Source organism: Amycolatopsis solani, assembly GCF_033441515.1.
Taxonomy (GTDB): Bacteria; Actinomycetota; Actinomycetes; order Mycobacteriales; family Pseudonocardiaceae; genus Amycolatopsis; species Amycolatopsis solani.
The window spans coordinates 2,169,672-2,195,374 of sequence record NZ_JAWQJT010000001.1; the positions used below are offsets into that span (position 1 = coordinate 2,169,672).

Genomic DNA, 25,703 nt, shown 5'->3' on the forward strand with positions numbered 1-25,703 from the left:
GGCGGCCGGGCGTTGTCCCGGCGCGGTGGAGGGGAGCGCTTCCGGACGGAGGCGACGGGACACCGCCGCCGAAGGGGGAGCCATGCTGTCCGGCTGGAAGAAAACGCTCACCGTGGGGACGCTGCTCGCGTCGGCCGCGCTGGGCTTGCCCGGGGTCGCGGCCGCGACCGGCGGGCCGGTGGACCTGGGGACCCTGCCCGGGGACCAGTACAGCTTCGTGGCCGACATCAACGCCGACGGCACCATGGTCGGCGACTCGTACCCGCGCGACGTCCGCCTGCGCTACCACCCCGCGAAGTGGGACGCCCAGGGCCGGATCAGCGCGCTGCCGACGCTCGGCGGCGAGCTGGGCCGGGCGGTCGCGGTCAACGACGCCGGGATCGCCGTGGGCTGGGCCTACGACGCCGGCGACGTGGGGCGCGCGGTCCGCTGGGCGCCGGACGGCTCGGTCACCGCACTCCCGTCGGCGGGGTGGTCCGGCGCGGACGTGCTCAGCGAGACGGGCGTCGTCGCCGGCGGTGACACGGCCGGATCCGTGCGCTGGGACGCGAACGGCGTCGCCACCGCACTCGCCGCGCTGCCCGGCGGCGGCCCGACCACGGTCACCGGCATCACCGCGGACGGCGCGCTGATCAGCGGCACCGCCCAGGACGCCGCGGGCAACCAGCACGCGGTCCGCTGGAACGCCATCGGCGCGATCACCGACCTCTCGCCGGGCAACCCGGGTGCTTCGACGGTCGCGATCAACGACTTCGGCGTGATCGCCGGGACGATCACCGAGGACAGCCACGACGTCGCGGTCGCCTGGACGCGCGACGGACGGCAGGTGCGGCTCGCCTGGCCGGCGTCCCCGGCCTCCTCGCGGCCGGCCGCGATCAACCGCGCGGGCGTGGTCGCCGGCAGCGGGTACGTCGACTTCGCCCAGAACCGGGCGGTGCGCTGGACCGCGACCGGTGCCGCCGTGCTGGAGCAGGCGCGGCGTTCGGAAGCGGTGGCGCTCAACGCGTCCGGCACGGCCGTCGGCAACGTCGAATCGGTGGCCGCCCGCTGGACCCCCGACGGCACGCTGACGAGCCTCGGCACGCTGCCGGACGGCTCCGCCAGCTGGGCCACCGGGATCGCGGCCGACGGGACGATCATCGGCCTGGCCACGACGTCGGGTGGCGCGGGCCAGCACGCGGTCTACTGGCCGGCGGGCTGACGCGTTCGGCGGCCCGCCCGGCCCGGATTGGTCACCGCGGCGGTGGGGTGGGACACAGGAATCGGCACGCATGATCTTCGTGGCGACGGGCAACCGGGCTCCGGGACGGTGAGAGCGTCCCGGACCGAAACCCCGTATCCGTCAACGAAAAGGGGACGTTTCATGCGTACGATCCGCCGCACCATCGCCGCCGGGGCACTGGCGCTGCCGCTCACCTTCGGCGCCGCGGGCATCGCGTCCGCCGACAGCTTCGGCAGCACCGAAGTCCAGGCCGGCCCGGACGGCGCCGCGACGCACTCCGTGCAAGCGGGCACGCACCACGGCTCGAGCACGTTCCGCGAGAACTCGACCGCCGCCGGCCCGGACGGCGCCGCCACCAGCGGCACCTCCGCGTCCGCCGACCGCAACGGCGACAGCCAGTACCGGCAGCACGCGGGCAGCGCGACGAAGGACGGCGTGGCCACCCAGGACACGTCGGCCGACACCGGCCGCGACGGCAGCCAGTACCGGCAGCACCAGGGCTGGGCCGGTCAGCAGGGCGCCGGCTCGAGTGAGACCCACGCGAGCACCGGCAGCGGCCACGACAACAGCGAGGGCGTACTGAGCGGCACCCTCGGCGCGATCGGCCTCTGATCGAACGCCATGAGGGGCACCTCCACAGCCGTGGAGGTGCCCCTCATGGCCGAGCTCAGCCGGCCGCCGCGGCCACCTCGGCGATCGCCTTCGCGTCTTCCTCGCCGAACGTCTCCTCGAGGTGCTCCGGCGAGTAGTCCAGGTCGATCTGCTCCACCGGCATCCCCCGCGCCGACTCGATCGCGCCGAGCCGGCGCTGGGCGCGGTCCGCCGCGTACTGGATGATCTCCTGCGGGTCGTTGTCGAACGGCAGTTCCTCGAACTGGTTCTGCACCCACTGGATCATGTCGAGCGCGTGCGGGAGCAGCTCGCCCATCCGCTGCTGCACCGCGTCCCACAGCGAGTCGTCCGCGGCCACGTGGCGGCGGCACGTGAACGTCCCCCACGCCATGTGGCGGCGCTCGTCGTCACCGATGCGGCGGACCAGTTCCTGCATGCCCGGCAGGATGTTGTGCTGGGTGCAGATCAGCTGCCACGAGTAGTAGCCCGTCAGCGCGAGACTGCCTTCGATCACGTGGTTGTACGTCACGCTCGCGCGGATCTGGTTGAGCGGGCTGGGATCGTCCTCCAGCGCGCGCAGCGACTGCGGCAGCTCCTCGTAGAACAGCTTGCGGTAGTGCGGGTTCTCGGCGACGAACGGGTGGAGGTCCGCCGTCAGCCCGACGGCGTCCATCCACCGCCGGAACACTTCCGTGTGCTTGGCTTCCTCGAAGCAGAACTGCGTCAGGTACATCTCGTCGCCGAACCGGCCGGTCGCCGACATCGCGCGCATGAACGGCTGGATGTCCTCGGTCACCGCCTCCTCGCCGGCGATGAACTGCGCGACCAGGTACGTCGTGCTGCGCTGCTGCTCCGGGTTGAGCGTGTCCCAGCCTTCGCGTTCGCGGCTGAAGTCGATGTCGGCGGGATTCCAGAACTTCTTGTTGCCCTTGACGAACAGCCGCAGCGGGAACGAGTCCCAGTTGAGCCCGCCCTTGCGCAGTGAGGAAAAGCCGGTCCGCAGCTCGGACAGCGTGTCGGTCATCGTTTCACTCCATTGTGGACGAATTGGCGGATGGCGGGTGCCACCACGGCGGTGACGGCGTCGGCCGCCTCCGCCGCGGAGTGTGTCGGGAGCACCAGGTGCGACAGGGAGAGCCGCACGACGGTCTCCGCGAGCAGGGCCGCGGACTCCGTCGAAAGGCCGGGCTCGAACTCCCGGTAGTGCCCGGCGGCGAGTTCGGCGGCCGCGGTGAGGATGGGCTCGCCCCTGGTCGTGAGCAGCGGCAGCAGGTCCTCGCCCGCTTCGGTGCCGAGCGCCGCCGCGACCAGGCGGTTCTCCCGCGCGTGCTCGATCGTGTAGACGACGGCGTCGTGGATGCCCCCGAGGAGCCCGTCCGCCGTTTCGAACCGCTGCCGGATCCCGTCGAGGAACTCCGCCGCGGTGCGCAGCGCCACCGCCTGGGTCAGCGCCGCCTTGCCGCCGAACTCGTTGTAGACGGTCTGCCTGCTCACCCCGGCCCGCGCCGCCACGTCGGCCATCCGCAGGCCCGCGTGCCCGCGGTCCGGCAGCAGCTCGGCGGCGGCGTCCAGCAGTGCTTCCCGCAGGGACGCCTTCGTCCGGTCAGTGAAGCTGGTCACACCCTCACCTTGACATAAATCATCTCGGTGTCAAGACGCTGTACACAATCGGCTTACGTGTAAAAGTGTCGGTGGTCCCGGCTACCGTGGCGGGTGTGGGCATCACGGTGGGGTTCGACCTCGACATGACACTGATCGACGCGCGGCCGGGCATGGCCGCGGCGATGAACGCGCTCGGCGCCGAATCCGGCCTGCCGCTGGACGGCGCCGCGTTCGCGGCCAACCTCGGCCCGCCGCTCGACGACATCCTGCGCGGCTTCGAGGCGCCGGAGGAGCGCATCCCGGGGCTCGTCGACCGGTTCCGCGCGCTGTACCCGGACATGGTCGTGCCGAGCACCGTCGCGCTGCCGGGCGCGGTCGAGTCGCTGCGCGCGGTGCGGGACGCGGGCGGGCGCACGCTGGTCGTCACCGGCAAGTACGGGCCCAACGCGCAGCTGCACGTCGACGCGCTCGGCCTGGACGTCGACGAGGTCGTCGGCGAGCTGTGGTCGACGCAGAAGGCCGAGGCGCTGCTCGCGCACGACGCGCGCGTGTATGTCGGAGATCACGCCGGCGACATCCGCGGCGCGCTGGCCGCCGGGGCGATCGCGGTCGGCGTCACGACGGGTCCGTGCGATCGCGCGCTCCTGCTCAGCGAAGGAGCGGAGGTGGTGTTCGAGTCGCTGACGGAGTTCCCGGACTGGTTCGAGAAGACGTTCGCGGCCGTGCCTTAGCTCGTTTTCTTGCCCCTGGCCTCGAACACCAGCGCGAGCAGGCCGAGCAGCAGCCCCAACGGGGTGACGACACCGGCGCCGACGGACAGCCAGATCGGCAGGTTCTCCAGACCGGCGGCGAACATGATGAACACGGTCAGCACGGCGAGCATGCCGAGGGCGAACAGGCCGATGCCGATCCGCATCAGGAACGGTTTGCCGGGGGCGGCCACGGTGGCCTCCTTCGTCGCGGTCGTCATGGAACAGAGGGTATCCGCCGGTATCGACTTCTCCCCAGGGCGTGTGGCGAGATACCCTTTCAGGAGCGCGCCCTGGGTACGCCCATCGGGCGCGTTCGTCATGAGCGGGACAGCAGAAGGATTGGTGAGGGAAGTGCCGACCGGCAAGGTCAAGTGGTACGACGCGGAGAAGGGGTTCGGGTTCGTCACGCAGGACGGTGGCGCCGACGTCTACATCCGCAAGGCCGCGCTGCCGCAGGGCGTCGAGGGGCTCAAGGCCGGTCAGCGGCTGGAGTTCGGCGTCGCCGACGGCCGCCGCGGTCCGCAAGCGCTCTCCGTCCGGCTGCTCGACCCGCCGCCGTCCGTCGCCGAGGCCCGTCGTCGCCCGGCGGAAGAGCTGCACGGCCTGATCGAGGACATGATCAAGCTCCTCGAGCTGAAGGTGCAGCCGGACCTGCGGCGCAACCGCTACCCGGACCGCAAGCACACCAAGCAGATCGCCGAGATCATGCGCGCGGTCGCCCGGGACATCGATCCCTAGGCCTCCAGCCGGAGACCCCACACGTCGCTGGGCAGCAGCCCGGACTCGCCGGTGCCGGCGTTCAGCACGGCCGTGTACTTCTGCACGTCGACCGCCGAGATGCGGTCGGCGGGCGTCGGCGGCGTGACCGTGTACGCGTAGCGGTCCAGCGACGTGAACGGGATCGGGTCACTCTGCTTGTACTCGCCCTGCGGGGTGACGTACTCGTAGACGATCTGCCACGGCGCGTCCGCGACCTCGCCGGGCACGGAGATCTGCACGGGCTTGCCCGGGCGGACCTTCAGCGTCTTCGTGTCGCCCTTGGCGCTGCACGGCTGCGCGAGCTGCTGCGAGTAGTCGCACGTGAGCACGGGCGTGGTGTTGATCGTGTGGCCGTCGGCGTAGAACGTGACCTCGGCCGGGCCGGGGGCCGAGCAGCCGGCCACCGCGAACCCACCGGCCGCAAGCAGGGCCACCACCCGGGAACGTCGCATGGGTTCAGACCCTACCGGCGGGGTGCCGCGTCCCTGGGCAGGCCCTGGGCCGGGAAGCTGCCGGTCGGCTCGGGGCGCAGCGGCCGGTCGCCGCCGAGCCCCGGCACGAGCGAACCGCCGCGGCGCACCAGGTACGTCTGGGTGAGGCCGACGGCCAGCACGACCGTGATGACCAGGAAGCCGATCCAGTAGGTCGGCGGCAGCAGCAGGCCGACCGCGCCGCCGAGGCACCAGGCCAGCTGCAGCACGGTTTCCGAGCGGCCGAACGCCGACGCGCGCGACTCCTCGGGCAGGTCTTCCTGGATGACGGCGTCGAGGCTGATCTTCGCCAGCGCGCTCGCGGTCGCACCGACCAGGCCGACGATCGCGGCCGTGGCGAGGCCGGGCAGGAGCGTCGCGACCAGCGCGGCCAGCACGCAGCCCGCCACGCACCCGACGATCACCTGGTCCGGGCTGCCGAAGTGCAGACGCGAGCCCAGCGCGTTGCCGAGGAAGCCGCCGGCGCCCGCCGCGGCGCCGATCACGCCGAGCAGCAGCAGCTGCATGAACGGCGTCTGGCCGCTGCCCTCGGTCTGGGCCTTGACGGCGAACGCGGCGAACATCATCAGGAAACCGGTGAGGATGCGGACCGAGCCGTTGCCCCACAGCGCGACGACGATGTGGCGCCCCATCGGCTGGCGGCGCTTCTTCTCGGTCGGGTGCGCCGAAAGCGACGTCGGGACCTCGCCCTCGGTGGCTTCCACCCAGGCCGGGATCCGCATCGACTGGACGGCGGCGGCGACGCAGATCAGCGCCGTGAACCACAGCGCGCCCGCCGCCCCGGAGATGGCGTTGATGCCGCTGGCCAGCGCGCCGAACGCGCCCGCGGCGACCAGGCCGAACGTCGTCAGCCGGGCGTTGGTCTTGGACAGCGTGATTTCCGACGGCAGCACGCGCGGGGTGACCGCGGCCTTGAGCACGGTGAACGACTTCGAGAGCACCATCATCCCGAGCGCGGCCGGGTAGAGCAGCCAGTCGTCGAAGTGCAGCGCCATCACGACGGCCATCAGGCCCTGGCCGATCGACGACGCGCACATCGCGAGCCGGCGGCCGCGCTGCACCTTGTCGAGCGCCGGCCCGATCACCGGCGCGACCAGCGCGAACGGCGCGATCGTGATGAGCAGGTAGAGCGCCACCTTGCCCTTGCTCTCACCGCTGGTCGCGGCGAAGAACAGGGTGTTGGCCAGCGCGATCGCCATCGCCGCGTCGCTGGCGTAGTTCAGCATCACGGCGTAGGTCAGCGAAGTGAGGCCGGACTTCTCGGCGCCGTCGGCCTTCGTCGCGCGCTGGAAGGCGCCGACGGCCTGGCCGGTCAGCTGGCGGCTGCGCATCGCCGCCACGCGCGTGACGGTGATCTTCTTCGGCAGCTTCGGCGTGCCGCCCGGCGTCCGCGGTTCCTCGCGCGGCGGCAGCGGTTCGGCCTCCGGCGGCCGCGGCTCGCCGGCGTAGCCACCGGTGTCGTAGTGCTCGTACTCGCCGCTGCCGGGGTACCGGTCGCCCTGGTAGAAGCCGCCGGGCTCACGGCGGACGGGTTCGGTGCGGTGCGGGTCGGACGGCGGGTACGGCCGCGCCCCGCGTGGCGGCGGCGGCGGCCGGTGCCCCATCGGCGCGGCGGCGGTCGGGGCCTCGTTCGCGTCCGGCGAGCCGTAGTAGCCGCCGCGCGGGGGCGGCGGTGGCGCGGGCCGCTCGGCGCGGGTGGGTGGCGCCGCGCTGCGGTGCTCGACGCGGGTGTGCTCGGCCGGCGGCGGGCCGGGGTGCTCGACGCGAGTGCGTTCCGCGCGGCCGACCGGGGGCTCGACGCGGGTGGGCTGCGGGTTGCGGGCGGCCTCGCGCCAGCTGCGCGCGTCCGCCGCGCCCGGCTCCGGCGTCCAGCGTCGCTTCGACTTGCGGCCGCGCGGCTGCGAGCCGGAGCCGTCGGAGCGGGAGCCGAAGAGTGCCACGTCTCAATCCTGCCTTACCGGGGGCCGGTTCCGCCTGCTCATCCGTGCTTTCACGCCGGGACCGGGACGAACCTCACCCGGAACGTGGTCGGCCACTGCTTCCCGGTGAGGAGGAAATCGCCGGTCCCCGGGACGGCGGCGATGCCGTTGAGCACGTCTTCGGCGCCGGTCGGGTTCACCCTCGCACGCAGTTGACCTGCGTCGATCGTCCCGGTGACGCGCCCGGTGGCGGCGTCGACCCGCAGGATCGTGTCGGTGTGCCAAACGTTTGCGTAGACGTCGCCACCGACGCACTCGAGTTCGTTGAGCTGGTCGCGCCCGACATCGACGCTCCCGGTCACGGCGAAGGTCTCCGGGTCGCGGAAGGTGAGCCGCGAAGAGCCGTCGCTCATGACGAGCCGCCCGTCGGCCTGGTGGCAGAGGCCCCAGCCTTCGCCCTGGTAGGGCACCCGCCGCAGCTCGGCGAGGGTCTTCGAGTCGCGTTCGATGGCGACGCCGTCCTGCCAGGTGAGCTGCCAGAGCGTCGGCCCGAGCACGGTGACGCCCTCGCCGAACAGCGGCGACGGCAGCGTGGCGGTGACGGCGGGCGGCCCGCCAGGCGGTCCGGCGGTGAGCGTCGACTGCCCGGCGAGGCCGGTGCTCTCGTAGAGCGTGCCGCCGTCGAATTCGAGGCCTTCGGTGAACGCGGCGGGGTCGTGCGCCAAGGTCGAGACCACCTCGACGGTGAGCCGTTCCGCGCCGGGTTGTTGTTCGGGAGCACCGGCGCAGCCGCCGAGCGCGGCGGCCAGCAGCAGGGTGGTGACGATCGGCGTGCGCACGTTGAACAGCCTGGCACGGGCGCCGCGGATGCGTGCGGCACAATTGGCCGCATGACTTTGCTGCTGACCCTCGACGACGGTTCCGTGCAGCGCAAACTCGCCGACGCGGTGGAGTTCGCGCGAGCTGCGGTGCTGGAGGAAGCGCCCGGGGAGCAGCTCGGCGCCCACGTGGGGGTCACCCGTGAGGACGCGGTGACGGCGAGTCACCTGTTCGAGGCCCAGGTCCCGGGCTACCGCGGCTGGCGCTGGTCGGTGACGGTCGCACTGGCGGCCGACGACGAGCCGGTGACGGTCAGCGAGGTCGTCCTGGTGCCCGGCCCGGAGGCGCGCATCGCCCCGCCGTGGGTCCCGTGGGAGCGCCGGGTGCGCGCGGGCGACCTCGGCGTCGGCGACATCTTCCCGACGGACGAGAACGACCCGCGCCTGGCCCCGGCGTACCTGCAGTCGGACGACCCGGCGGTGGAGGAGGTCGCCCGCGACGCGGGCCTGGGCCGCGTACACGTGCTGTCCCGCTTCGGCCGCACGGAGGCAGCGTCCCGCTGGCACACCGGCGAGTTCGGCCCGCGGTCCGACATGGCCCGCAGCGCCCCGGACGTGTGCGGCACGTGCGGTTTCTTCGTCCCACTGGCGGGCTCCCTGCGCGGCGTGTTCGGCGTGTGCAGCAACGACATCTCCCCGGCGGACGGCCACGTGGTCGACGTGGAGTACGGCTGCGGCGCCCACTCGGAGGTCGAGGTCGAGGTGACGTCCTCGATCCCGGTGGCCGAGCTGGTGTACGACGACTCGCTGCTGGACTTCACGCCGGTGCCGTCGCCGTCGCCCTCCCCGGAGGTGGTGGAGACGGCAGCGGCCGAGCCGGAGACGGCGGTCGCGGAGTCGGACATCTCACCGGCGGAGGTCGAGCCGGAGGTGGCTGCGCCGGCGGAGTCGGAGTCGGCTCAGGCCGAGGTGGCCGATGCGGTTGCGGAGCCGGAGGTGGTTGCCCCGGCGGAGCCGGCTCAGGCCGGTGCGGTCGCGGAGCCGGCGGAGGTCGAGCCGGCTGAGGCTGAGACGACCGATGTGGTTGCCGAGCCCGAGGCGGTTGCGCCGGTAGAGGTTGACCCGGCCGAGGCCGAGGTGACCGATGCGGCTGCCGAGCCGGAGGTGGTTGCCGCGGCGGAGCCGGCCCAGGCCGGTGCGGTCGCGGAGCCGGCGGAGGCCGAGCCGGTCCAGGCCGAGGTGGCCGATGCGGCTGCCGAGCCGGAGGTGGTTGCCGCGGTGGAGCCGGCCCAGGCCGATGCGGTCGCGGAGCCGGCGGAGGTCGAGTCGGCTCAGGCTGAGGTGGCTGATGTGGTTGCCGAGCCGGCTGAGGTGGAGGCGGCCGATGTCGCTGTGGAGCCCGAGGTGGCCGCTCCGGTTGTCGATGATGTTCCCGAGCCCGCGGAAGCCGAGCCGACTCAGGCTGAGGTGACCGATGCGGTTGCTGAGCCGCAGGCGGAGGCTGGCGAGGCGGTTGAACTGCCCGAAGCCGCTGTCACCGACAATGTCGTCACCGAGGCGCACGTCCGCGACGAAGGTGCCGGTGAGCAGCGGGAGCGCTGAGCCGGTCGGGGCCGACTCGTTCGGTGCCGCTCGGCTTCGTGAGGCGACCCTGCGTGCTTGGCGGGACTCGCCGACCCGGCTCATCGAAGACACCAACGTCGAACGCGATCTGCGGGTCGGGGCCTATCGGGATCGGCTCTTCGTCGAGCTGGCCCAGAACGCCGCCGACGCCGCCATGGCCGCGGGTGTGCCCGGGCGGGTGCGAGTGTCCCTTGTGGACCGGGAACTCCGGTTCGCCAACACCGGGGCGCCGCTCGATGCCCGGGGTGTTGCTTCGCTTGCCTCGCTTCGGGCTTCCGGGAAGACCGGCGAGACCGTCGGGCGGTTCGGGGTCGGGTTCGCCGCTGTGCGAACCGTTTCCGATGAACCCCGGGTCGTCTCCCGCACCGGTGGGGTCGCCTTTTCCGCCGGTCGGACCCGCGAAGCCGCCGGGATCGAGGGTGATGTTCCCGTCCTGCGGCTGCCTTGGCCCGTGGACGAGGACGTTCCCGAGGGCTTCGACACCGAGGTCCGGCTTCCGCTGCGGGACGATGTCGACGGCCGGGCCCTCCTCGACGACCTCGCTCGGGACGTCGCCGACCTGCTGCTCGCCCTGCCCTGGCTGGCCGAGTTCGAGGTCGATGGTCGTGTTTGGACGCGATCGTCGGAGCAGGACGTCGTCGAGATTCGTGGTCCGGTGGGCGAAACCCGCTGGCTGACGCACCGCGGTGACGTCGTCTGGGCGATCCCGGTCGATCGGGACGGCGTGCCCGAGTCGCTCGGGGAAGACGTCCTGCGTGCGCCCACCCCCACCGATGACGCGCTTTCGTTGCCCGCGCGGCTTCTCGCGGCCGTTCCGGTCGAACCGTCGCGCCGCCGGGTGTTGCCCGGACCCGAACTGAACGCGGCGCTGGAGAAGGCGGCCGCCGAGTACGTCGGGCTTGTCCGGTTGCTGTCGCCGGAACACCGGTTCGTGCTCGTTCCGAGGCCGGGGTTTCCCAAGTCCACTGTGGACGCCAAGCTGCGGGACGAAATGCTTGCCGCCCTGAGCAACGAGACTTGGGTGTCCACTCAGGACAAGAGTGAAGTTTCTGGTCGACAGGCAAGGGTTCTCGACGTCGAGGTGCCCGGACTGCCGGAGCTGCTCGCCGACCTCGTTCCCGGGTTGGTCAAGGGGTCCGTGTCGGCGCCGGCGCTGAAATCCGTTTCGGGGCAAGTGATCGGCATCGAAGAGGTGCTGGAAACGCTGACCGGGGTGGCAAGAGATCCCGGCTGGTGGCGCGAGGTCTACGCCGCGCTCGCGATCGCCGTCGACTCGCACGCCGTCGCCGCGTCCAAACTGGACGGTCTGCCGGTTCCGCTGTCGGATGGCCGGACGCTGCCGGGTGCGCGGGGGAGCCTGCTGGTCGAAGGATCGGCGGAGCTGCTCGAACTGTTGTCCGATGTGGACATCCCGGGACTCCGGCTGGTGCACCCCACCGCGTCGCACCCGCTGCTGGAACGCTTGGGGGCCAAGCACGCCGACGCGCGGGAGCTGCTCAACACCGATCAGCTGCGGGACGCGGTCGAACGAAGTGTCGAGGACGTTCGGTCCGGTTTGGACGGTACGACGCTCGCCGGTGCCGTGCTCCGGCTGGTCGCCGACTGCGGGGATGACGCTCCGCGCTGGGTCGGTGCGCTCGCCCTGCCCGCCACCGACACCTGGCGCCGGGCCGACGAACTCGTGCTGCCGGCGTCGCCGTTGATCGACGTCTTCGACGAAGAGGTCTTCGAGGAGGACGGCGCGCTCGACGTGCTCGACGAGGACTTCGCCGAGGACTGGCCGGCCGAGACGCTGAAAGCCGCCGGGGTGCTCGATTCCTTCGCGCTGGTCGTCGACGACGAACCGCACGAACCCGACCACGACCTGCCGGACGAAGAAACCTGGTGGGACTCGCTGCCGGAGCCGCCGTCGACGCTCGTCGCGATCCGGGACCTCGACCTCGTCGCCGACGACTCCTGGCCCGCCGCGCTGCGCCTGCTCGCCGCGCGGCCCGAAACCTGGCACGCCCTGCGCGCGCCGCGGGGCCACGCCGCCTGGTGGATCGCGCAGTACGCCGTGCTCGACGGGTTCGCGCCGAACGAATGGCGCTTGCCGGACGCCGATCTGGCCGGGCTCTACGACGTCGTGCCCGACCTCGGCCTCAGCGAACAACTCCTGGCGGCCGCCGGGGTGCGGGCGGACCTCGAACTGTCCACAGTGGAAGAAGCGGACGACCTCCTCGACCGGCTCGCCGACCCGGACCGCGCGGTCTCGGCCGGGCTGACCGCTCGCGCCTACGACGCCGTCGTCGAGTCGGGGCTCGAGCCGCGCGTGCCGCGGGGAGTCCGGGCCGCGGACGGGGCCGTCGCGGCCGACGCGCTCGTGCTGGACGTGCCGTGGGTGGCCGGGGCACTCGAGCCCGACCGGTACGTGGTCGCGCCCGAAGACCCGGAGCGGCTCGCCGACCTGCTCGACCTGCCGCTCGCGAGCGCCGCGCCCGCCGAGGTGACCAGCGCGGGCGAATACGCGCCTTGGGCCGAGCTGCCCGCGCTGAAGCTGGTCGCCGATCAGCTCGGCGTCCGGCTGCCCGACGGCGGTGTCCTGGTGCACGACCCGCTGACCGTGTCGATCGAGGGCGCCGAGCACGACGTCCAGTGGTGGTCCGACGGCCGGCTGCACGCGGCCGACACGTCCGAGGGCCTGGCCCGCGCGTTCGCCTGGGCGGCCGGGCGCTGGCCCGACCGGCACCTGATCACCGCGCTGCTCGACGACCCGTCACCGAGGACGCTGCTGAGTTAGAGCCGCTGGGCCGACTTCGAGCCGCGGCGGGCGGCGGCGCGCTGCCAGCCGATGATCGCCAGGCCGACGAAACCGAGCGCGAAGCCGGACAGCGCCGTCTGCACCCAGAGCCCCGATGTCGTGAAGAAGAGCACCACCAGCGCGACAGCCCAGATCGAGGTGCCTACGATCACCACCGGCGTCAGGTCGGTCAGCTTCTTGGGCAGCTCCGGCGTGTGCCGCAACGAGCCCGTAACCTCCGGTGGATTGATCGGTTCACTCACGAGGTGCAGGGTACTCCGCAGCAGCGAGAGAATGGGCAGGCGAATGGCGGAGCAGGAGACGACCCGCGCGGGGACGTCCACACTGGACCGGTTCTTCAAGATCACCGAGCGGGGTTCTACGGTGCCGCGCGAGCTGCGCGGCGGCCTGGTCACCTTCGTCACGATGGCGTACATCGTGGTGCTCAACCCGTTGATCATCGGCAGCTTCTCGGCCGACGACGCGGGCGCGCACAAGGACCTCCTCGGCGGCATCCTGCCGGTCTCGCAGGTCGCCGCGGTGACGGCGCTCGTCGCCGGCGTGATGACGATCCTGATGGGCCTGGTCGCGAACTACCCGTTCGCGATCGCCACCGGACTCGGCATCAACAGCCTGGTCGCGGTCACCATCGCCCCGCAGATGACCTGGCCCGAGGCGATGGGCCTGGTGGTCATCGAGGGCGTGATCATCGTGCTGCTCGTGCTCACCGGCTTCCGCACCGCGGTGTTCAAGGCCGTGCCGGCCGCGCTGAAGTCCGCGATCGCCGTCGGCATCGGCGTGTTCATCTGCCTGATCGGCCTGGTCGACGCCGGGTTCGTGCGCCGGCTGCCGGACGCCGCGCACACCACCGTCCCGGTGGGACTGGGCATCAACGGCTCGATCGCCTCCTGGCCGACCGCGGTGTTCGTCGTCGGCCTGCTGGTCACCGGCATCCTCGTGGTCCGCAAGGTCAAGGGCGCGATCCTCATCGGCGTGCTGGCGTCGACGGTGCTGGCCATCGTCGTCGAGGCGATCGTCAAGGCCGGGCCGTCGAAGGGCACGAACCCGCTCGGCTGGAACCTCGGCTACCCGGCGCTGCCGGACCAGGTGCTCGGCCTGCCGAACCTCTCGCTGGTCGGCGACGTCTCCTTCGGCGCCTGGACGCGGCTGCCGATCATCACCGTCTGCCTGCTGGTGTTCACGCTGGTGCTCGCCGACTTCTTCGACGCCATGGGCACGATGACCGGCCTGGCGAAGGAGGCCGACCTGCTGCCGAAGGACGGCCAGCTGCCCAACGTCGGCAAGGCGCTGTTCGTCGAGGGCCTCGCGGGCGCGGCCGGCGGGTTCGGCTCGGCCAGCTCGAACACGGTGTTCGTCGAGTCGGCGGCCGGCATCGCGGAGGGCGCGCGGACCGGCCTGGCCAACGTCGTCACCGGCGTGCTGTTCATCGCCGCCATGTTCCTGACCCCGCTCTACCAGGTCGTGCCGGTCGAAGCGGCCGCGCCGGCGCTGGTTGTGGTCGGCGCGATGCTGATGTCGCAGGTCCGCGACATCGACTTCACCGACTACTCGATCGCGTTGCCGGCGTTCCTGACCATCGTCGTCATGCCGTTCACGTACTCGATCGCGAACGGCATCGGCGCCGGCTTCGTCAGCTACGTCGTGATCCGCGCGGCGACCGGCAAGGCCCGCCAGGTGCACCCGCTGATGTGGGTGATCGCGCTGGCGTTCGTGGCGTACTTCGCGGTCGGGCCGATCCAGGCGGCGTTCAAGTGATCAGCCCGGAGCGCTGACCTCCATCGCGGCGTCCAGCACGCCGCGGTGGGCGTCGAACTCGGCGGGCGGCGCCTCGTAGCGGATGGTGACGAGGCTGTCGCCCGCGCCTAGCCCGATCACGGTGACCCGTTCCGGGTACCGGCCGTCGCGGAGGTAGGTGTAGTCCCACTCCGCCGCGTCCGCGAGGTCGCCGGCCGCCACGGGCTTGACGACCGAGCCGTCCTGGTGCGCCTTCCCGGCGACGGCCTTGAGCCCGCCCGGCGCGTCCTCCTGCGTGATCGGCACCTTGTCGGTCTCCAGCAGGAGGTTGCCGCTGCGGTAGCTCGCGCGGTCGTTCTCGTGCCGCACGGTCCAGCCCGACGGCACCGGGATCCGGATCGCCCAGCCGCGCCCGCCGGACACTTCGGGGAAGAAGTACTCCTCGATCGACTGCTGCGCGACGGGCGGTGCCGTGGTCGTCGGTGGTGGCGCCGGTGCGGCCGCCGGTGCCGGGTCGCCGCCGCTCAGGAACAGTGCCGCCACGATCGCCAGTACCGCCGCGCCGACCGCGACCGAGCCCACCAGCTTCTTGTTCATCCGACCCCCAGGGTTTCCCTGGTGAGGACGCACGACCGTGTTCCGGGTTGCCGGTTGACCGAGATCACCCGCTCGGCCGAAGTTTCGTAAGGTATGCTAACTATATGTCCGGCGACACGCACGAACGCTCCTTGGCGAGCCGGTTGCGTCTCGCGGTGGTCCGGCTCAACCGCCGGCTGCGGGCACAGCGCGTCGGGGACGACCTCACGCTCACGCAGGTCGCCGCGCTGTCCACCCTGCACAAGTGCGGTGCGCTGACCCCGGGTCAGCTCGCCGCGAAGGAAGGCGTCCAGCCGCCCTCGATGACGAGGGTGATCGCCGCGCTCGAGGAGATGAAGTTCGTCGAGCGGCGCCCGCACCCGACCGATGGCAGGCAAGCCATCGTCGAGTTGTCCGAGAGCGGGCTGGCCTACGTGCGGAAGGCCATTTCCGTGCGCGAGGCGTGGCTGGACCGGCAATTGGCGGAACTCGGCGACGAAGAGCGCGAAGTGCTCTCCAAAGCCGCCGAAATCATCGACAGGATGGCGGGGAACTAACCACGGTGACGGCCACGGGTAGCGAAACCAAGCGTTCGATCGAGACCACTGCTACCCGGGACACGGCGCCACCGCCGTCCGCTTCGCCACCATCCCCCGCCAAGCGCGGCAGCATGTTCGCGTCGCTGCGGGTCCGCAACTACCGGCTGTTCTTCACCGGCCAGGTCATCTCGAACATCGGCACCTGGATGCAGCGCATCGCCCAGGACTGGCTGGTGTTCACCCTCAGCGGCAACAACCCGATCGCCCTCGGCATCGCGGTCGCGCTGCAGTTCGCGCCGACGCTCTTCCTCTCGCTGTGGGCCGGCGTCCTCGCCGACCGCGTCGACAAGCGGCGGATGCTCGCCTGGATCCAGGCCGCGGCGTGTTCGCAGGCCGTCGTGCTCGGCGTCCTCGACATCACCGGGCTCGTGGCGCTGTGGCAGGTCTACGTCCTGTGCTTCACGCTCGGCATCACGGCGTCGCTCGAAGTGCCGACGCGGCAGTCGTTCGTCGCCGAGATGGTGGGCCGCGACCAGATCGCGAACGCCGTCGCGCTGAACTCGTCGATCTTCAACATGGCGCGGATCGTCGGCCCGGCCATCGCCGGGTTCGCGATCACCTGGATCGGCACCGGCTGGCTGTTCATCGCGAACGCGCTCAGCACGGTCGCGGTGATCGCCGGGCTGCTGATGATGAACCCGGACAAGCTCTTCCGCGTCGCGGCGGTGCCGCGCGAGAAGGGCCAGCTGGTCGAGGGCCTCCGGTACGTCCGGCGGCGCTCCGACCTGATGACCGTGATGGTGCTGGTGCTGTTCGTCAGCACGTTCGGCATCACCTACTTCAGCTCGCTGCCGATCGTCGCGGCGAACGTCTTCCACACCGCCGCCGACGGCTACGGCCTCCTTTCCACACTCGTCGCGGTCGGCACGTTCACCGGCGCGGTGATGTCCGCCCGCCGCGGCACCAAGGGACGGCCGCGGGTGCGGCTGATGCTGGTGTCCGCCTTCTTCCTGGGCGTGTTCGAACTGATCACGGCCTTCATGCCGACGTACCTGACGTTCGGCCTCGGCCTGATCCCGCTCGGCTTCGCGACGATGACGTTCCTCAACACGGCGAACGCGCTGGTGCAGACATCGGTCAGCCCGGAGATGCGGGGCCGGGTGATGGGCCTGTACGTGCTGGTCCTGATCGGCGGCAACCCGATCGGCGGCCCGATGGTCGGCTGGATGGCGGACGCGTTCGGCGGGCGTTCTCCCTTCTACATCGGCGGCGCGGTCTCGGCGCTGGCCGCGGTCGTGTGCGCGGTGGTGCTGATCCGGCGGGGTGGCGTTTCGTGGCCGGTGCAGCGGGGGTTCGGGCTTCGGGTGCTGAAGCGAGCCAAGGTCTAACGGCCCAGGAGCGGCGGCACCACCTCCTCGGCGAACGCGCGCAGTTCGCCGTCGGGCTTGGCGCCGTCGATCCAGCTGATCTCGAGGGTCTGCCGGGAATCGTCGAGGAGCTGGATCTCGACGTTGGTGCCCAGCGTCTTCTCGTGCGCGGGACGGCCGGCGACCCGGTCGGTGAAGGAGCCGGTGCTGTCCTGGTGGTAGGTCAGCGTGATCGACTTGAGGTCCTCCTCGTGCCGGCAAGACCCGAAGGGACCGGGCTCCAGCCGGTCGAGCGGGACCTTCAGCGCGCGGGACAGCTGGGTGCACAGCTGCCAGGTGATCAGCGGGTAGGGCGCGTCGGTGATTCCCGTGCCGAGGATCGGGGTCATCTCCCGGGGCTTGTCCGCGGCCGGCAGCGTTGGCCCCGGCGTGGTGATCGCGCCGATCATCGGGCCGGCCAGCGCCAGCGCGATGGCGCGGTAGTCGTGCTCGGCCCGGTCTCCCGGCACTTGGTGCACGACCAGCTGGAGCGTGGGGCGCACCCACTTCTCGGTCGAGTCGCTCAGCCGGACCGCGAGGATCCGGCCGAAACCTTCCGTGCCGAACCGGCCCAGCTCTCCCTGGCGGCCGGCAACGGTCACGGCCTCGGGATCGACCCCCTTGATCGGCACCGGATCAGACCAGAACGTGGCCGAGACGTCGAGGTTCGCCGAGACGACGTGGCACAGCTCGTTCTCGTCGACTTCGCGCAGCACCGGACCGCCCAGCGCGCTCACCCACGTCTGCTCCGGCACCGCTCCGCAGAGCACGTGGCCGCTCGTGCGGCCGGGCAGGGCCACGGCCAGTTCGCCGGTCGGCATCGGCACCTGCCGGACCACTTCGCCGCCGGGTGACGGCCATTGCGAAGGCAGCTTCAACGGTTTCGCGTGCGACTGCGGCGAGTCGCGCGTCAAGAACCAGGCCAGCATGGCCAGCAAGATCACCGCGGCCGAGACCGACAGTGCGATCAGGACCGTGTGGTCTTTTTTCGGTGGGTACAGCCCCCTTGTGTTCACGCTGTGACCGTAGCGACACGCACCGACAAAAACGGGGGGGTTTCCGCAGGCAGAGTCACTCGAACGAGTGAGATGTGCGTCTCCGTGAAGCGGCTATTGCCCGAGAGGTGAGGTTAGGCTAACCTCATGCATGTCCGCTTCGTGGTGGGAGCGGCAGTCAGTTCGGGAACGGACGGAGCCCCGGCCCTGGGAACCCCAGGCCGGGGCTTCGTTCACGTCACGGCAGTGTCGGGCTGAGTGCGCCGCGCGTCAAGGGACTCCCACCCGGTGGGGTCGGCAGGCGCGTCAGCGGGAGACCGAAGTAGACGCGGTAAGCCGCCCGGATCGCGGCTTCGGTCGGCAGCACGACCTCGTTCCGGACGCCGTCGACCGTCTCGATCAGCTTGTCGCCCGACAGTGTCACGCGGCCCTGCGACGTCGGGCGGGAGCAGGTCAGCGAGCGCGTGAAGTGCGACTCGGGGGACGTCGACTGCCACCACGCCATCGGGACGAAGTCGCCCAGCGGGCGTGCGCGGCGCTCCAGCCGGTACTGCGGCTTGCCGTCCAGCAGCACGTCGACGTCGCCGTCAGGGGTGTCCAGCAGGAGGAACTCGCCGTCCGGGTCGCGCTGGGCGTCCACGCCGGACAGGCGCAGCGGGTGCCGCGCGAAGCGGCCGAAACCGACGTCCACCAGCCACGGCTCGTCGAGTTCGACGACGATCGCCGCGTGGTCCAGCGGCGGGCCGAGGGTGCCGTCGGGGCGGAAGACCTGCGCGGCGTGCAAGGTCGCGGCGTAACCGAGCTCGCGCAGCAGGGCCGCGAAGAGCCCGTTGAGTTCGTAGCAGAACCCGCCGCGGCGCCGGCGCACGATCTTCGCGAACAGCGCTTCTCCGGTCAGTTCGACGGGCTCGCCGAGGTGGATGCTCAGGTTTTCGAACGGGACCGCGGCCAGGTGGCGCTCCTGCAGGTGGCGCAGGGTCGCGAGGTCGGCCGCGGCGGGGCGCCGCACCCCCAGCCGGTCCAGATACGCGTCGACGTCCATGGTGTCCAGCCAAACACCTCGACCGCGCTCGAGGTCAAGCGATTTCACCCGGCGACGAAAAACGGGGCCCTCCCGTGCAGGAGGACCCCGTTGACGGCGAAAGCGCTCAGCCGAGCAGCAGGCCGTTGCCGCCGGCGACGGCGTTGTCGAAGCGCTTGGAGATCTCCGCCCAGTTGAAGATGTTCCAGAGGGCCTTGACGTAGTCCGGCTTCACGTTCTTGTAGTCCAGGTAGAACGCGTGCTCCCAGACGTCGACCAGCAGGATCGGCACGGTCGGCAGGATCAGGTTGTTGTGGTGGTCGCGCAGCTGCTGGGTGATCAGCGTCTTGCCGATCGGGTCCCAGGAGAGCGCGCCCCAGCCGTTGCCCTGGATCGTGGTCGAGACGGCGGTGAACTGCGCCTTGAACTTGTCGAAGGAGCCGAACGCCTCGTCGATCGCCGCGGCCAGCTCGCCGGTCGGCTTGTCGCCGCCTTCCGGCGACAGGATCTTCCACCACACGACGTGGTTGGCGTGGCCGGCCAGGTTGAAGGCCAGCGTGGTCTCCAGGCCGACGATCGAGCCGAAGTCGCCGGCGTCGCGCGCTTCCGCGATCTTGTCGAGCGTGTCGTTCGCGCCCTTGACGTAGGTCGCGTGGTGCTTGCTGTGGTGCAGCTCGTTGATCTCGCCGGAGATGTGGGGCGCCAGGGCGCTGTAGTCGTAGTCGAGATCGGGGAGCTCGTAGCGGGCCATTGGCCCTCCTTCTGTCTTCGACACAAGATTCCGGTATCGAACCTAGTAGCACACGCCTCCCCGCGGCGAGCGGGGGCGCGTCGTGGTCACCGCGTGGGATGACCGGCTCGTGAATGGCGTACCCGGGGGTCCGCCACCCGAAACCGAGCCTGCTACCTGGACCTAACTGGAGGTCAACGAGCTGTGAGGACGATCATGCGGTGCGGTACTCGTCCAGCCGCTGGGCCAGCTCGTCGAAGACGGCGACGTTGCACTCGAACGCCACCAGCGTCTCGTCGATCACGCGGGCGCGCTCGGCTTCGTCCCACGGCGCGTTGTCGAGCTTTGCGCGGTACTGGTCGCGGAAGCGGGGCGCGCTGCCGATCTCGTCGAAGTGGTAGAACAGCGCACCCGCCTCGGCGACGTCGTACTGGCGCTCCAGCAGGCGGCGGATGGCCTGGCCGCCCGCGATGTCGCCGAGGTAGCGCGTGTAGTGGTGGGCCACGTAGCCGCCCGCCCACGAAGACGCTTCGCGCACCCGATCGACGTACGCCTGGGTCGACGCGAGCGGCGAGATCGTCGTGCGCCAGTCCGGGCCGGCCAGGTGGGCCAGGTCGCGTTCGAGGTTGGGCAGCCGCCGGAGCTCGTCGAAGACGAACTCGCCCCCGACCGGGTGACCGGCCATCGCGTCGCTGGCCGCCTCGATGGCGCCGTAGATGAAGTAGTACTGGATCGCCAGCTGCGTGTAGCCCTCCTGGGAGAGCTCGCCGCCGAGCAGGGCGCGCATGTACGTCGAGTAGTTCGCCTTCTCGTGGACCTCGAGCGTCGACGCGCGCAGCGTCGCCGAGAACGGGCGGGCGTCCGTGGTCACCGACATGGGCAGGCCTCCCGGCGATCGATCTGACACGCTGTCAGAAAGATCGTAGGGCACAATCCCGGCTTAGGCTACCCTAAATCGAGGCGCCGACCGCCCGGAGCACGAACCGGACCGAGGCTTCGATGACGTCTTCCAGCTGCTCGGGCGGCCCGTCGACCAGGGTCCGGTTGCCCAGCGCCGCGGTGATCATCGGGATCAGCACGTCCGGGTCCTCGGCGGGCCAGCGCCCCAGGTCGACGCCGCCGGCGAGGATGGCGCGCAGCCGGTCGGTGATCGGGTCGGCGTGCGCGCTGATCCGGCGGTACGCCGCGGGGGCCAGCGCCGACGCGAGCGCGGTGCCCGGCGGCATGTGGTACTCCGCCAGCACCCGCAGCTGCAGCCGGACGAACGTGGCCAGCTGGTCGGCCGGGTCGGCCCGGGCCTCGACGGCTTCGGTCAGCCGCGTGACGTACCGGGCGGCCTCGTCCTCGACGAAGGCGACCAGCAGGCTTTCCTTGTCGGGGAAGTGGTTGTACAGCGCGGTCCGGCCCACCCCGGCCGCGGCGGCCACCCCGGCGAGCGTGATCGCGTCGAAGCCGCGCTCGTAGAGCTGCGCGCGCAGGACGTCGAACACCCGCGTCCGCACCTCGCGCCGGTGCGCTTCCAGCGACTCACCGAGAATCTTCGGCATCCGCCCAGGCTAGCGGGAAGGCGGAGCTTTCACGTGAAAGCTCCGCCTTGGTCAGTCGGCGACCGGCCAGGTGTGCACCGGCTCGCCGGCCTCCGACAGCTCCAGGTAGCGCCCCAGCATCAGGCTGAGCGCGGCCTCCCGGTCGAGCCCGCGTTCCTGCGCCTGCCGGACGTAGTCGCGCTGCCAGGTCGCCCCGGTCCGCCGCGCGAGGCAGCGGCGTTCGATGATCCCGAGGTAGCGCTCGCGGGCTTCGTCGGAGACGTCGGAGCGGCGCAGCCCCTCGTGGGCGAGCGGCAGCAGCACGCGCAGCGCCAGTTCGTCCGGCGGGATCCAGCCGATGCCCGGCCAGTACAGCTGCGCGTCGAACCCGCGGCGCGCGCCCGCGTAGAGGTTTTCCTCCGCCGCCTGGAAGGACATCTGGCTCCACACCGGGCGTTCCGCCTCGGCGAGCGCGCGCTGGGCGCCGTAGAAGAACGCCGCGTTCGCCACGGTGTCGACGACGGTCGGCCCGGCGGGCAGCACCCGGTTCTCGATCCGCAGGTGCGGCAGGCCGTCGACGACGTCGTAGACCGGGCGGTTCCAGCGCCAGATCGTGCCGTTGTGCATGCGCAGCTCGGTGAGCTTCGGCGCCTGGCCGGCGTCGAGCGCTTCGATCGGGTCCTCGGCGTCGGTTTCCGGCAGCAGGCCGGGGAAGTAGCGGACGTTTTCCTCGAACAGGTCGAAGATCGACGTGATCCAGCGCTCGCCGAACCACACGCGGGGCCGCACGCCCTGGTTCTTCAGCTCTTCCGGCCGGGTGTCGGTCGCCTGCAGGAACAGCGGGATGCGCGTCTCGTGCCACAGCGCCTTGCCCAGCAGGAACGGCGAGTTCGACGCCAGCGCGATCTGCGGCCCGGCCAGGCACTGCGCCGCGTTCCAGTGCGCGGCGAACTCCTCCGGCGCGACCTGGAGGTGCAGCTGCACGCTGGTGCACGCGGCCTCGGGCAGGATGGATTCGGCGTAGCTGCGCAACCGTTCCGGCTGCTGCCCCGGCAGCGGCGCGCCTTCCATCGCGAGCACCGTGCGCTCACCGCGCGCGGCGAAGATCTGGTCGTTCAGCATCGCGTAGCGGGCTTTGTTGGTGAGCCACTTCTGGTCGAAGTGCTCGTGCTTCAACGTCGGCAGGATGCCGATCATGGCCAGCGCCGACCCGGTGTCGCGGGCTTTCGACGCGGCGGTGGCGAGGTACGCGCGCAGGTCGTCTTCGAGCTGCAGGGCCGAATCGCCGGCCAGCGGCCGCGGCGGCACGTTCAGCTCGATGTTCTGCTGGCCGAGCTCGGTGGTGAACGACGGGTCGTCCAGCGCCTCCAGCACGGCGGTGTTCGTCATCGACGGGCGCAGCTCGCGGTCGACCAGGTTCAGCTCGACTTCGAGGCCGATGTTCTTGCGGGGGAACGAAAAACTGCCGTCGGTGAGCATGCGGGCCAACGTGTCCAGACAGCGCTGCACCTTGCGGCGGTACCGCCCGCGGTCCAGCGTGTTGAACGATTGAGCCGCGAGGTCCATCCCCATGACCATCCCTGCTTCGTGCGTCGGCGTGGAACTAGGACGTGTTTCAAGTCCTGGCGGACAACCGTTACACAGGCGATGCACCCGTGCTAGCGGCCAAACTGGTGCTCTCCGTCACGACCGGTTAACCGAAAGCAAAATGGCCCCGTTCGTACCACCGGCGGATGGACGATCGGAGCAGTCCGGCGCCCGGCAAGCGGGTGACACACTGGGCGGATGGGCGTGATCCACATCGATGATCGGGACGACCCGCGGGTCGACGATTTCCGCGAGCTGTCCACAGCGGACCGGCGCCCGGACCGGCCTGGCGGCCGCGGGTTCGTCATCGCCGAGGGCACCGTCGTGGTGTCCCGGCTGCTCGCGTCCCGGTACCCGGTACGGGCGTTGCTCGGCGTCGAGCGGCGGTTCGCCGAGCTGGGGGCCGAGCTCGAGGGCGTCGAGGCGCCCCAGTACGTCGCGTCCGCCGAAACGATGGCCGACGTGGTCGGGTTCCACCTGAACCGCGGGATCCTCGCCGTCGCCGACCGGCCGGTGCCGCTCACGGTTTCCGAAGTCGTGGACGGCGCCGGCACGATCGCCGTGCTGGAAGGCGTCGGTGACCACGAAAACCTCGGCGCGCTCTTCCGCAACGCGGCCGCGCTGGGCGTCGGCGGGGTGCTGCTCGGCCCCGGTTGTTCCGACCCGCTCTACCGGCGCAGCGTGCGCGTGTCGATGGGACACGTGCTGCGCGTGCCGTTCGCGCCCCTCGCGGACTGGCCGGGCGGGCTCGACGACCTGCGGGCGCGCGGGTTCGCCGTCGCGGCGTTCACCCCGCGACCGGGCTCGATCCCCCTGCGCGAACTGCGCGCGCACGCGCCTGGGCGGGTGGCACTGCTCTTCGGCGCCGAAGGTCCCGGGCTGACCGAAGCGGCACTGGCGGCGGCGGATCACGCGGTGCGTATACCCATGCCGGCCGGAGTCGATTCACTGAACATCGCGACCGCTGCCGCCGTGGCCTTCTACGAATTGGCCCCGGGTGGCTAAGGTGATCCCCTGGTCTGGGCGAAAGGACACCATGGAGCTGCGGATCCGCGGCGAGCGCGCCGTGCTGGCCGGTCCCGGCGGGGAGCACGCGCGCGAGGTGGACCCGCACAAGCTCGCGATCGGCGCCGACCTGGCGCAGGCCCTGCACGAGTGGGCACGCGTCGCGGCCGCCGTCTCGGCCGAATCCGGGGCGGAGGCGGGAGCGGTCGTCTCGCAGCGCGGCCGCCAGCTGGCCGGGCGGCTCGCCTCGGTGATGGGCACGACCGTCCGGTTCGTGGACCCGGTGACCGGCGCCGACACGGTCGTCGAGCCGCCACCGCGGGAGCCCGAACCCGGGCACAAGTTCGTCCGGACCGTGCTGGGCCCGCCCGGCCCGCCCGGCGAACCGACCCCGTGGCCGACCGGCCTGACGGTGTCGGCGTTCATCGCGGCCGTGGTCGTCGTCGCGATGCTGGCGCTGGCTTCGACACTGGCCAGGGAGACCAGCGGGTGGCTGGCGCTGGTGGCGTCGGTCGTGGTGACGGCCGGGATCACGCCGTCGCTGTGGCTGGTGCGGCGCACGCCGATCCTGCGGTGGGCCGCGTACGGCGCCGCGGGCGGAGTGGTGCTCGCGTGGATCGGCGTGCTGGTGATCGCTTTCGGCGGCGCGTGATGGGCGAGCCGCTCGAGGCGCTGCGGGAGCTGTGCCTGGCGCTGCCCGAAGCGACCGAGCGGCTCAGCCACGGGTCACCGGCGTGGTTCGTGCGCGGCAAGAAGACCTTCGTCATGTTCCACGACGACCACCACGGCGACGGCAGGCTCGCCTTCTGGTGCCCGGCGCCGCCCGGCGTGCAGGAAGAGCTGGTGCGCGGGGAGCCCGAGCGCTTCTTCCGGCCGGCGTACGTCGGGCACCGCGGGTGGGTGGGCGTGCGGCTGGACGTCGACGTCGACTGGGCCGAGGTCGACCGGATCGTGCGCGAGGCCTACCGGCAGGTGGCGCCGAAGACGCTCGCTGCGCGGGTGGACTAGCGCCCCAATGTGGCATTGGGTGCGTCCAGCGCACCCAATGTGGCGTTCGGTGCGTCAGACGCACCGAACGCCACATTGGGGCGCTTGGACTTAACCGCGCTGCGAGCGGACCCCGAGGAGCACGTCCTCCCAGGACGGCACGATCGGGTGGTTCTTCTTGGCCTTCGGCCGTGGCTGGTCGGTCGCCGTTTCCTCTTCCGGGTCCGCCGGGACGCGCGGGATCTCGCGGGTGTCGTCGTCCGGGTCGGGCTCGGCCGACGGCAGCTCGGCGCGTTCCGGCGCGACCGAATCCAGCGTCGGCTGGAACTCCGTTTCGCGGGCCGGGTCCAGGGCGCGGACCGTCCGGGGCGGGCGGTACGCGTTCGGGTCCAGGAGGACTTCGGCGTTCTCGTCGAGCGCCGTCACCGTGCCGCCGTGCGCGCCGGGGGAAAACGCCCAGTGCGCGCGGTTGTCCGACCGGCCGGCCTTCCACCGGAGCACGACGACCCAGCGGCCGTCGTCGCCCTTCCACGAGTCCCAGGTGGCCTGCGAGTAGTCGTGCCCGCGGACGCCGAAGCCGTACGCGACGACCTCGCCGAGCGTCTGCACGTCGGGGCCGTCTTCGCGGACCGGGTGGGCGCTCTGCGCGAGTTCGGCGGTGCGCGAACGCTCCAGCAGAACGGGGTAGGCGAAGCGTTCGACGCGCTGCACCGAAATGCCGGCGCCGCTCGCGACCTGCTCGACTGACTCACCGGCGCGGATTCGCGCCTGGATCTCGCGTGGCCGCATCTGGCTCTCCAACTCGATTTCGATCTGGCCGAGGCGGGTGATGTCCCCCCGCGCCGCCGCACGCAGTCGCTCATCAGCCGGGAGCAGGAAGCGAGTGCGGCTCGCCGGGTCTTCGAGCACGATGGACTTGCCGTCCTCGTGCAGCCCGACCACTCGCAGCGCCCGCATTTCTCGCCTCCCCGATCTTCTTCACCGTTGTGGGTGCCCACG

General features: G+C 71.4%; 27 protein-coding genes. 12 read left to right on the forward strand and 15 right to left on the reverse strand.

Features of this window, described 5'->3' with window-relative positions; genetic code table 11:
- The first annotated feature begins 82 nt into the window (after positions 1-82).
- Positions 83-1,201: a hypothetical protein gene (locus tag SD460_RS10820; protein WP_318306121.1), complete on the forward strand. Its 1,119-nt coding sequence runs from the start codon at positions 83-85 to the stop codon at positions 1,199-1,201.
- A gap of 162 nt (positions 1,202-1,363) precedes the next feature.
- Positions 1,364-1,834 (forward strand): hypothetical protein, encoded by a 471-nt coding sequence (locus SD460_RS10825; protein WP_290058459.1) that lies wholly within the window; start codon positions 1,364-1,366, stop codon positions 1,832-1,834.
- A gap of 55 nt (positions 1,835-1,889) precedes the next feature.
- On the opposite strand, the gene SD460_RS10830 is transcribed toward SD460_RS10825, so the two are convergent.
- Together SD460_RS10830 and SD460_RS10835 are read right to left on the reverse strand one after the other, a co-directional pair.
- Complete coding sequence (locus SD460_RS10830; protein ID WP_290058460.1) at positions 1,890-2,858, reverse strand: R2-like ligand-binding oxidase; 969 nt, start codon at positions 2,856-2,858, stop codon at positions 1,890-1,892.
- Complete coding sequence (locus SD460_RS10835) at positions 2,855-3,454, reverse strand: TetR/AcrR family transcriptional regulator (protein ID WP_290058462.1); 600 nt, start codon at positions 3,452-3,454, stop codon at positions 2,855-2,857. Before SD460_RS10835 ends, SD460_RS10830 begins: the two co-directional genes overlap by 4 nt.
- A 95-nt stretch (positions 3,455-3,549) precedes the next feature.
- Here SD460_RS10835 and SD460_RS10840 point away from each other — a divergent pair, with 95 nt between their 5' ends.
- Positions 3,550-4,167, forward strand: coding sequence for an HAD family hydrolase (locus SD460_RS10840; RefSeq protein WP_290058463.1), 618 nt, complete (start codon positions 3,550-3,552; stop codon positions 4,165-4,167).
- Here the strand turns inward: SD460_RS10840 and SD460_RS10845 are convergent.
- Complete coding sequence (locus tag SD460_RS10845; protein ID WP_257920882.1) at positions 4,164-4,406, reverse strand: hypothetical protein; 243 nt, start codon at positions 4,404-4,406, stop codon at positions 4,164-4,166. The two genes, SD460_RS10840 and SD460_RS10845, sit on opposite strands and share 4 nt — an antisense overlap.
- Before the next feature lie 133 nt (positions 4,407-4,539).
- Between SD460_RS10845 and SD460_RS10850 the strand changes: the two genes are divergently transcribed.
- Complete coding sequence (locus tag SD460_RS10850) at positions 4,540-4,926, forward strand: cold-shock protein (RefSeq protein ID WP_013230216.1); 387 nt, start codon at positions 4,540-4,542, stop codon at positions 4,924-4,926.
- On the opposite strand, the gene SD460_RS10855 is transcribed toward SD460_RS10850, so the two are convergent.
- Genes SD460_RS10855 through SD460_RS10865 form a run of 3 tightly spaced genes read right to left on the reverse strand, consistent with a single transcriptional unit; the run spans position 4,923 to position 8,196 of the window.
- Positions 4,923-5,399 (reverse strand): DUF2771 family protein, encoded by a 477-nt coding sequence (locus SD460_RS10855; protein ID WP_160698666.1) that lies wholly within the window; start codon positions 5,397-5,399, stop codon positions 4,923-4,925. The two genes, SD460_RS10850 and SD460_RS10855, sit on opposite strands and share 4 nt — an antisense overlap.
- 11 nt (positions 5,400-5,410) lie before the next feature.
- On the reverse strand, positions 5,411-7,378 hold the full coding sequence (locus SD460_RS10860) for an MFS transporter (protein ID WP_318306122.1): 1,968 nt from the start codon (positions 7,376-7,378) through the stop codon (positions 5,411-5,413).
- A gap of 50 nt (positions 7,379-7,428) precedes the next feature.
- Positions 7,429-8,196, reverse strand: coding sequence for a glutaminyl-peptide cyclotransferase (locus tag SD460_RS10865; protein ID WP_290059957.1), 768 nt, complete (start codon positions 8,194-8,196; stop codon positions 7,429-7,431).
- Positions 8,197-8,247: 51 nt separating this feature from the next.
- Between SD460_RS10865 and SD460_RS10870 the strand changes: the two genes are divergently transcribed.
- Together SD460_RS10870 and SD460_RS10875 are read left to right on the forward strand one after the other, a co-directional pair.
- A complete protein-coding gene (locus SD460_RS10870; protein ID WP_318306554.1) occupies positions 8,248-9,777 on the forward strand; it encodes a DUF3027 domain-containing protein in 1,530 nt (509 codons plus the stop codon).
- Positions 9,758-12,577: a sacsin N-terminal ATP-binding-like domain-containing protein gene (locus SD460_RS10875; protein WP_438860826.1), complete on the forward strand. Its 2,820-nt coding sequence runs from the start codon at positions 9,758-9,760 to the stop codon at positions 12,575-12,577. The genes SD460_RS10870 and SD460_RS10875 overlap by 20 nt, the downstream gene beginning before the upstream one ends.
- Here SD460_RS10875 and SD460_RS10880 read toward each other — a convergent pair.
- Positions 12,574-12,801 (reverse strand): DUF2530 domain-containing protein, encoded by a 228-nt coding sequence (locus SD460_RS10880; protein ID WP_086845005.1) that lies wholly within the window; start codon positions 12,799-12,801, stop codon positions 12,574-12,576. The two genes, SD460_RS10875 and SD460_RS10880, sit on opposite strands and share 4 nt — an antisense overlap.
- A gap of 82 nt (positions 12,802-12,883) precedes the next feature.
- Between SD460_RS10880 and SD460_RS10885 the strand changes: the two genes are divergently transcribed.
- Positions 12,884-14,353 (forward strand): NCS2 family permease, encoded by a 1,470-nt coding sequence (locus tag SD460_RS10885; protein ID WP_290059959.1) that lies wholly within the window; start codon positions 12,884-12,886, stop codon positions 14,351-14,353.
- Here the strand turns inward: SD460_RS10885 and SD460_RS10890 are convergent, their stop codons facing one another.
- Positions 14,354-14,929 carry a hypothetical protein gene (locus tag SD460_RS10890; protein ID WP_290059954.1) on the reverse strand — a complete coding sequence of 192 codons (576 nt, stop codon included), beginning with the start codon at positions 14,927-14,929 and terminating at the stop codon, positions 14,354-14,356.
- 104 nt (positions 14,930-15,033) lie between these two features.
- Between SD460_RS10890 and SD460_RS10895 the strand changes: the two genes are divergently transcribed.
- Both SD460_RS10895 and SD460_RS10900 read left to right on the forward strand, forming a co-directional pair.
- Positions 15,034-15,465: a MarR family winged helix-turn-helix transcriptional regulator gene (locus SD460_RS10895; protein ID WP_290059953.1), complete on the forward strand. Its 432-nt coding sequence runs from the start codon at positions 15,034-15,036 to the stop codon at positions 15,463-15,465.
- Between the two features lie 113 nt (positions 15,466-15,578).
- Positions 15,579-16,835 (forward strand): MFS transporter, encoded by a 1,257-nt coding sequence (locus tag SD460_RS10900; RefSeq protein WP_290059952.1) that lies wholly within the window; start codon positions 15,579-15,581, stop codon positions 16,833-16,835.
- On the opposite strand, the gene SD460_RS10905 is transcribed toward SD460_RS10900, so the two are convergent.
- The 6 genes from SD460_RS10905 to SD460_RS10930 all read right to left on the reverse strand — a co-directional run bounded on the left by SD460_RS10905 (position 16,832) and on the right by SD460_RS10930 (position 22,703).
- Positions 16,832-17,869 carry a hypothetical protein gene (locus SD460_RS10905; protein WP_290059951.1) on the reverse strand — a complete coding sequence of 346 codons (1,038 nt, stop codon included), beginning with the start codon at positions 17,867-17,869 and terminating at the stop codon, positions 16,832-16,834. The genes SD460_RS10900 and SD460_RS10905 overlap by 4 nt on opposite strands.
- A gap of 217 nt (positions 17,870-18,086) precedes the next feature.
- Complete coding sequence (locus tag SD460_RS10910) at positions 18,087-18,890, reverse strand: arylamine N-acetyltransferase family protein (protein WP_290059950.1); 804 nt, start codon at positions 18,888-18,890, stop codon at positions 18,087-18,089.
- 106 nt (positions 18,891-18,996) lie between these two features.
- A complete protein-coding gene (locus SD460_RS10915) occupies positions 18,997-19,620 on the reverse strand; it encodes a superoxide dismutase (RefSeq protein WP_103355325.1) in 624 nt (207 codons plus the stop codon).
- A gap of 193 nt (positions 19,621-19,813) precedes the next feature.
- Positions 19,814-20,476: a biliverdin-producing heme oxygenase gene (locus SD460_RS10920; RefSeq protein ID WP_290059948.1), complete on the reverse strand. Its 663-nt coding sequence runs from the start codon at positions 20,474-20,476 to the stop codon at positions 19,814-19,816.
- Positions 20,477-20,549: 73 nt separating this feature from the next.
- Positions 20,550-21,146: a TetR/AcrR family transcriptional regulator gene (locus SD460_RS10925; protein ID WP_290059946.1), complete on the reverse strand. Its 597-nt coding sequence runs from the start codon at positions 21,144-21,146 to the stop codon at positions 20,550-20,552.
- A gap of 51 nt (positions 21,147-21,197) precedes the next feature.
- On the reverse strand, positions 21,198-22,703 hold the full coding sequence (locus tag SD460_RS10930; RefSeq protein WP_438860673.1) for a glutamate-cysteine ligase family protein: 1,506 nt from the start codon (positions 22,701-22,703) through the stop codon (positions 21,198-21,200).
- 207 nt (positions 22,704-22,910) lie between these two features.
- Here SD460_RS10930 and SD460_RS10935 point away from each other — a divergent pair, with 207 nt between their 5' ends.
- The 3 genes from SD460_RS10935 to SD460_RS10945 are packed head-to-tail and all read left to right on the forward strand — an operon-like array spanning position 22,911 to position 24,725.
- A complete protein-coding gene (locus SD460_RS10935; protein WP_290059944.1) occupies positions 22,911-23,717 on the forward strand; it encodes a TrmH family RNA methyltransferase in 807 nt (268 codons plus the stop codon).
- Positions 23,718-23,748: 31 nt separating this feature from the next.
- The gene (locus SD460_RS10940) at positions 23,749-24,369 is read left to right on the forward strand and encodes a DUF2537 domain-containing protein (RefSeq protein ID WP_290059943.1); all 621 of its coding nucleotides are present in this window, start codon (positions 23,749-23,751) and stop codon (positions 24,367-24,369) included.
- On the forward strand, positions 24,369-24,725 hold the full coding sequence (locus tag SD460_RS10945) for an MmcQ/YjbR family DNA-binding protein (protein ID WP_290059942.1): 357 nt from the start codon (positions 24,369-24,371) through the stop codon (positions 24,723-24,725). Before SD460_RS10940 ends, SD460_RS10945 begins: the two co-directional genes overlap by 1 nt.
- Positions 24,726-24,815: 90 nt before the next feature.
- Here SD460_RS10945 and sepH read toward each other — a convergent pair whose 3' ends face one another.
- Positions 24,816-25,661, reverse strand: coding sequence for a septation protein SepH (sepH, locus tag SD460_RS10950; protein WP_290055128.1), 846 nt, complete (start codon positions 25,659-25,661; stop codon positions 24,816-24,818).
- Between the last annotated feature and the right edge of the window lie 42 nt (positions 25,662-25,703).

Excerpts from the sequence above, each read along its gene's own strand:
- SD460_RS10820 (WP_318306121.1), top strand. The coding sequence starts at position 83 with ATGCTGTCCGGCTGGAAGAAAACGCTCACCGTGGGGACGCTGCTCGCG.
- SD460_RS10825 (WP_290058459.1), top strand. The coding sequence starts at position 1,364 with ATGCGTACGATCCGCCGCACCATCGCCGCCGGGGCACTGGCGCTGCCG.
- SD460_RS10830 (WP_290058460.1), bottom strand. The coding sequence starts at position 2,858 with ATGACCGACACGCTGTCCGAGCTGCGGACCGGCTTTTCCTCACTGCGC.
- SD460_RS10845 (WP_257920882.1), bottom strand. The coding sequence starts at position 4,406 with ATGACGACCGCGACGAAGGAGGCCACCGTGGCCGCCCCCGGCAAACCG.
- SD460_RS10855 (WP_160698666.1), bottom strand. The coding sequence starts at position 5,399 with ATGCGACGTTCCCGGGTGGTGGCCCTGCTTGCGGCCGGTGGGTTCGCG.
- SD460_RS10870 (WP_318306554.1), top strand. The coding sequence starts at position 8,248 with ATGACTTTGCTGCTGACCCTCGACGACGGTTCCGTGCAGCGCAAACTC.
- SD460_RS10885 (WP_290059959.1), top strand. The coding sequence starts at position 12,884 with ATGGCGGAGCAGGAGACGACCCGCGCGGGGACGTCCACACTGGACCGG.
- SD460_RS10890 (WP_290059954.1), bottom strand. The coding sequence starts at position 14,929 with ATGAACAAGAAGCTGGTGGGCTCGGTCGCGGTCGGCGCGGCGGTACTG.
- SD460_RS10895 (WP_290059953.1), top strand. The coding sequence starts at position 15,034 with ATGTCCGGCGACACGCACGAACGCTCCTTGGCGAGCCGGTTGCGTCTC.
- SD460_RS10900 (WP_290059952.1), top strand. The coding sequence starts at position 15,579 with ATGTTCGCGTCGCTGCGGGTCCGCAACTACCGGCTGTTCTTCACCGGC.
- SD460_RS10910 (WP_290059950.1), bottom strand. The coding sequence starts at position 18,890 with ATGGACGTCGACGCGTATCTGGACCGGCTGGGGGTGCGGCGCCCCGCC.
- SD460_RS10915 (WP_103355325.1), bottom strand. The coding sequence starts at position 19,620 with ATGGCCCGCTACGAGCTCCCCGATCTCGACTACGACTACAGCGCCCTG.
- SD460_RS10920 (WP_290059948.1), bottom strand. The coding sequence starts at position 20,476 with ATGTCGGTGACCACGGACGCCCGCCCGTTCTCGGCGACGCTGCGCGCG.
- SD460_RS10925 (WP_290059946.1), bottom strand. The coding sequence starts at position 21,146 with ATGCCGAAGATTCTCGGTGAGTCGCTGGAAGCGCACCGGCGCGAGGTG.
- SD460_RS10930 (WP_438860673.1), bottom strand. The coding sequence starts at position 22,703 with ATGGTCATGGGGATGGACCTCGCGGCTCAATCGTTCAACACGCTGGAC.
- SD460_RS10935 (WP_290059944.1), top strand. The coding sequence starts at position 22,911 with ATGGGCGTGATCCACATCGATGATCGGGACGACCCGCGGGTCGACGAT.
- SD460_RS10940 (WP_290059943.1), top strand. The coding sequence starts at position 23,749 with ATGGAGCTGCGGATCCGCGGCGAGCGCGCCGTGCTGGCCGGTCCCGGC.
- SD460_RS10945 (WP_290059942.1), top strand. The coding sequence starts at position 24,369 with ATGGGCGAGCCGCTCGAGGCGCTGCGGGAGCTGTGCCTGGCGCTGCCC.
- sepH (WP_290055128.1), bottom strand. The coding sequence starts at position 25,661 with ATGCGGGCGCTGCGAGTGGTCGGGCTGCACGAGGACGGCAAGTCCATC.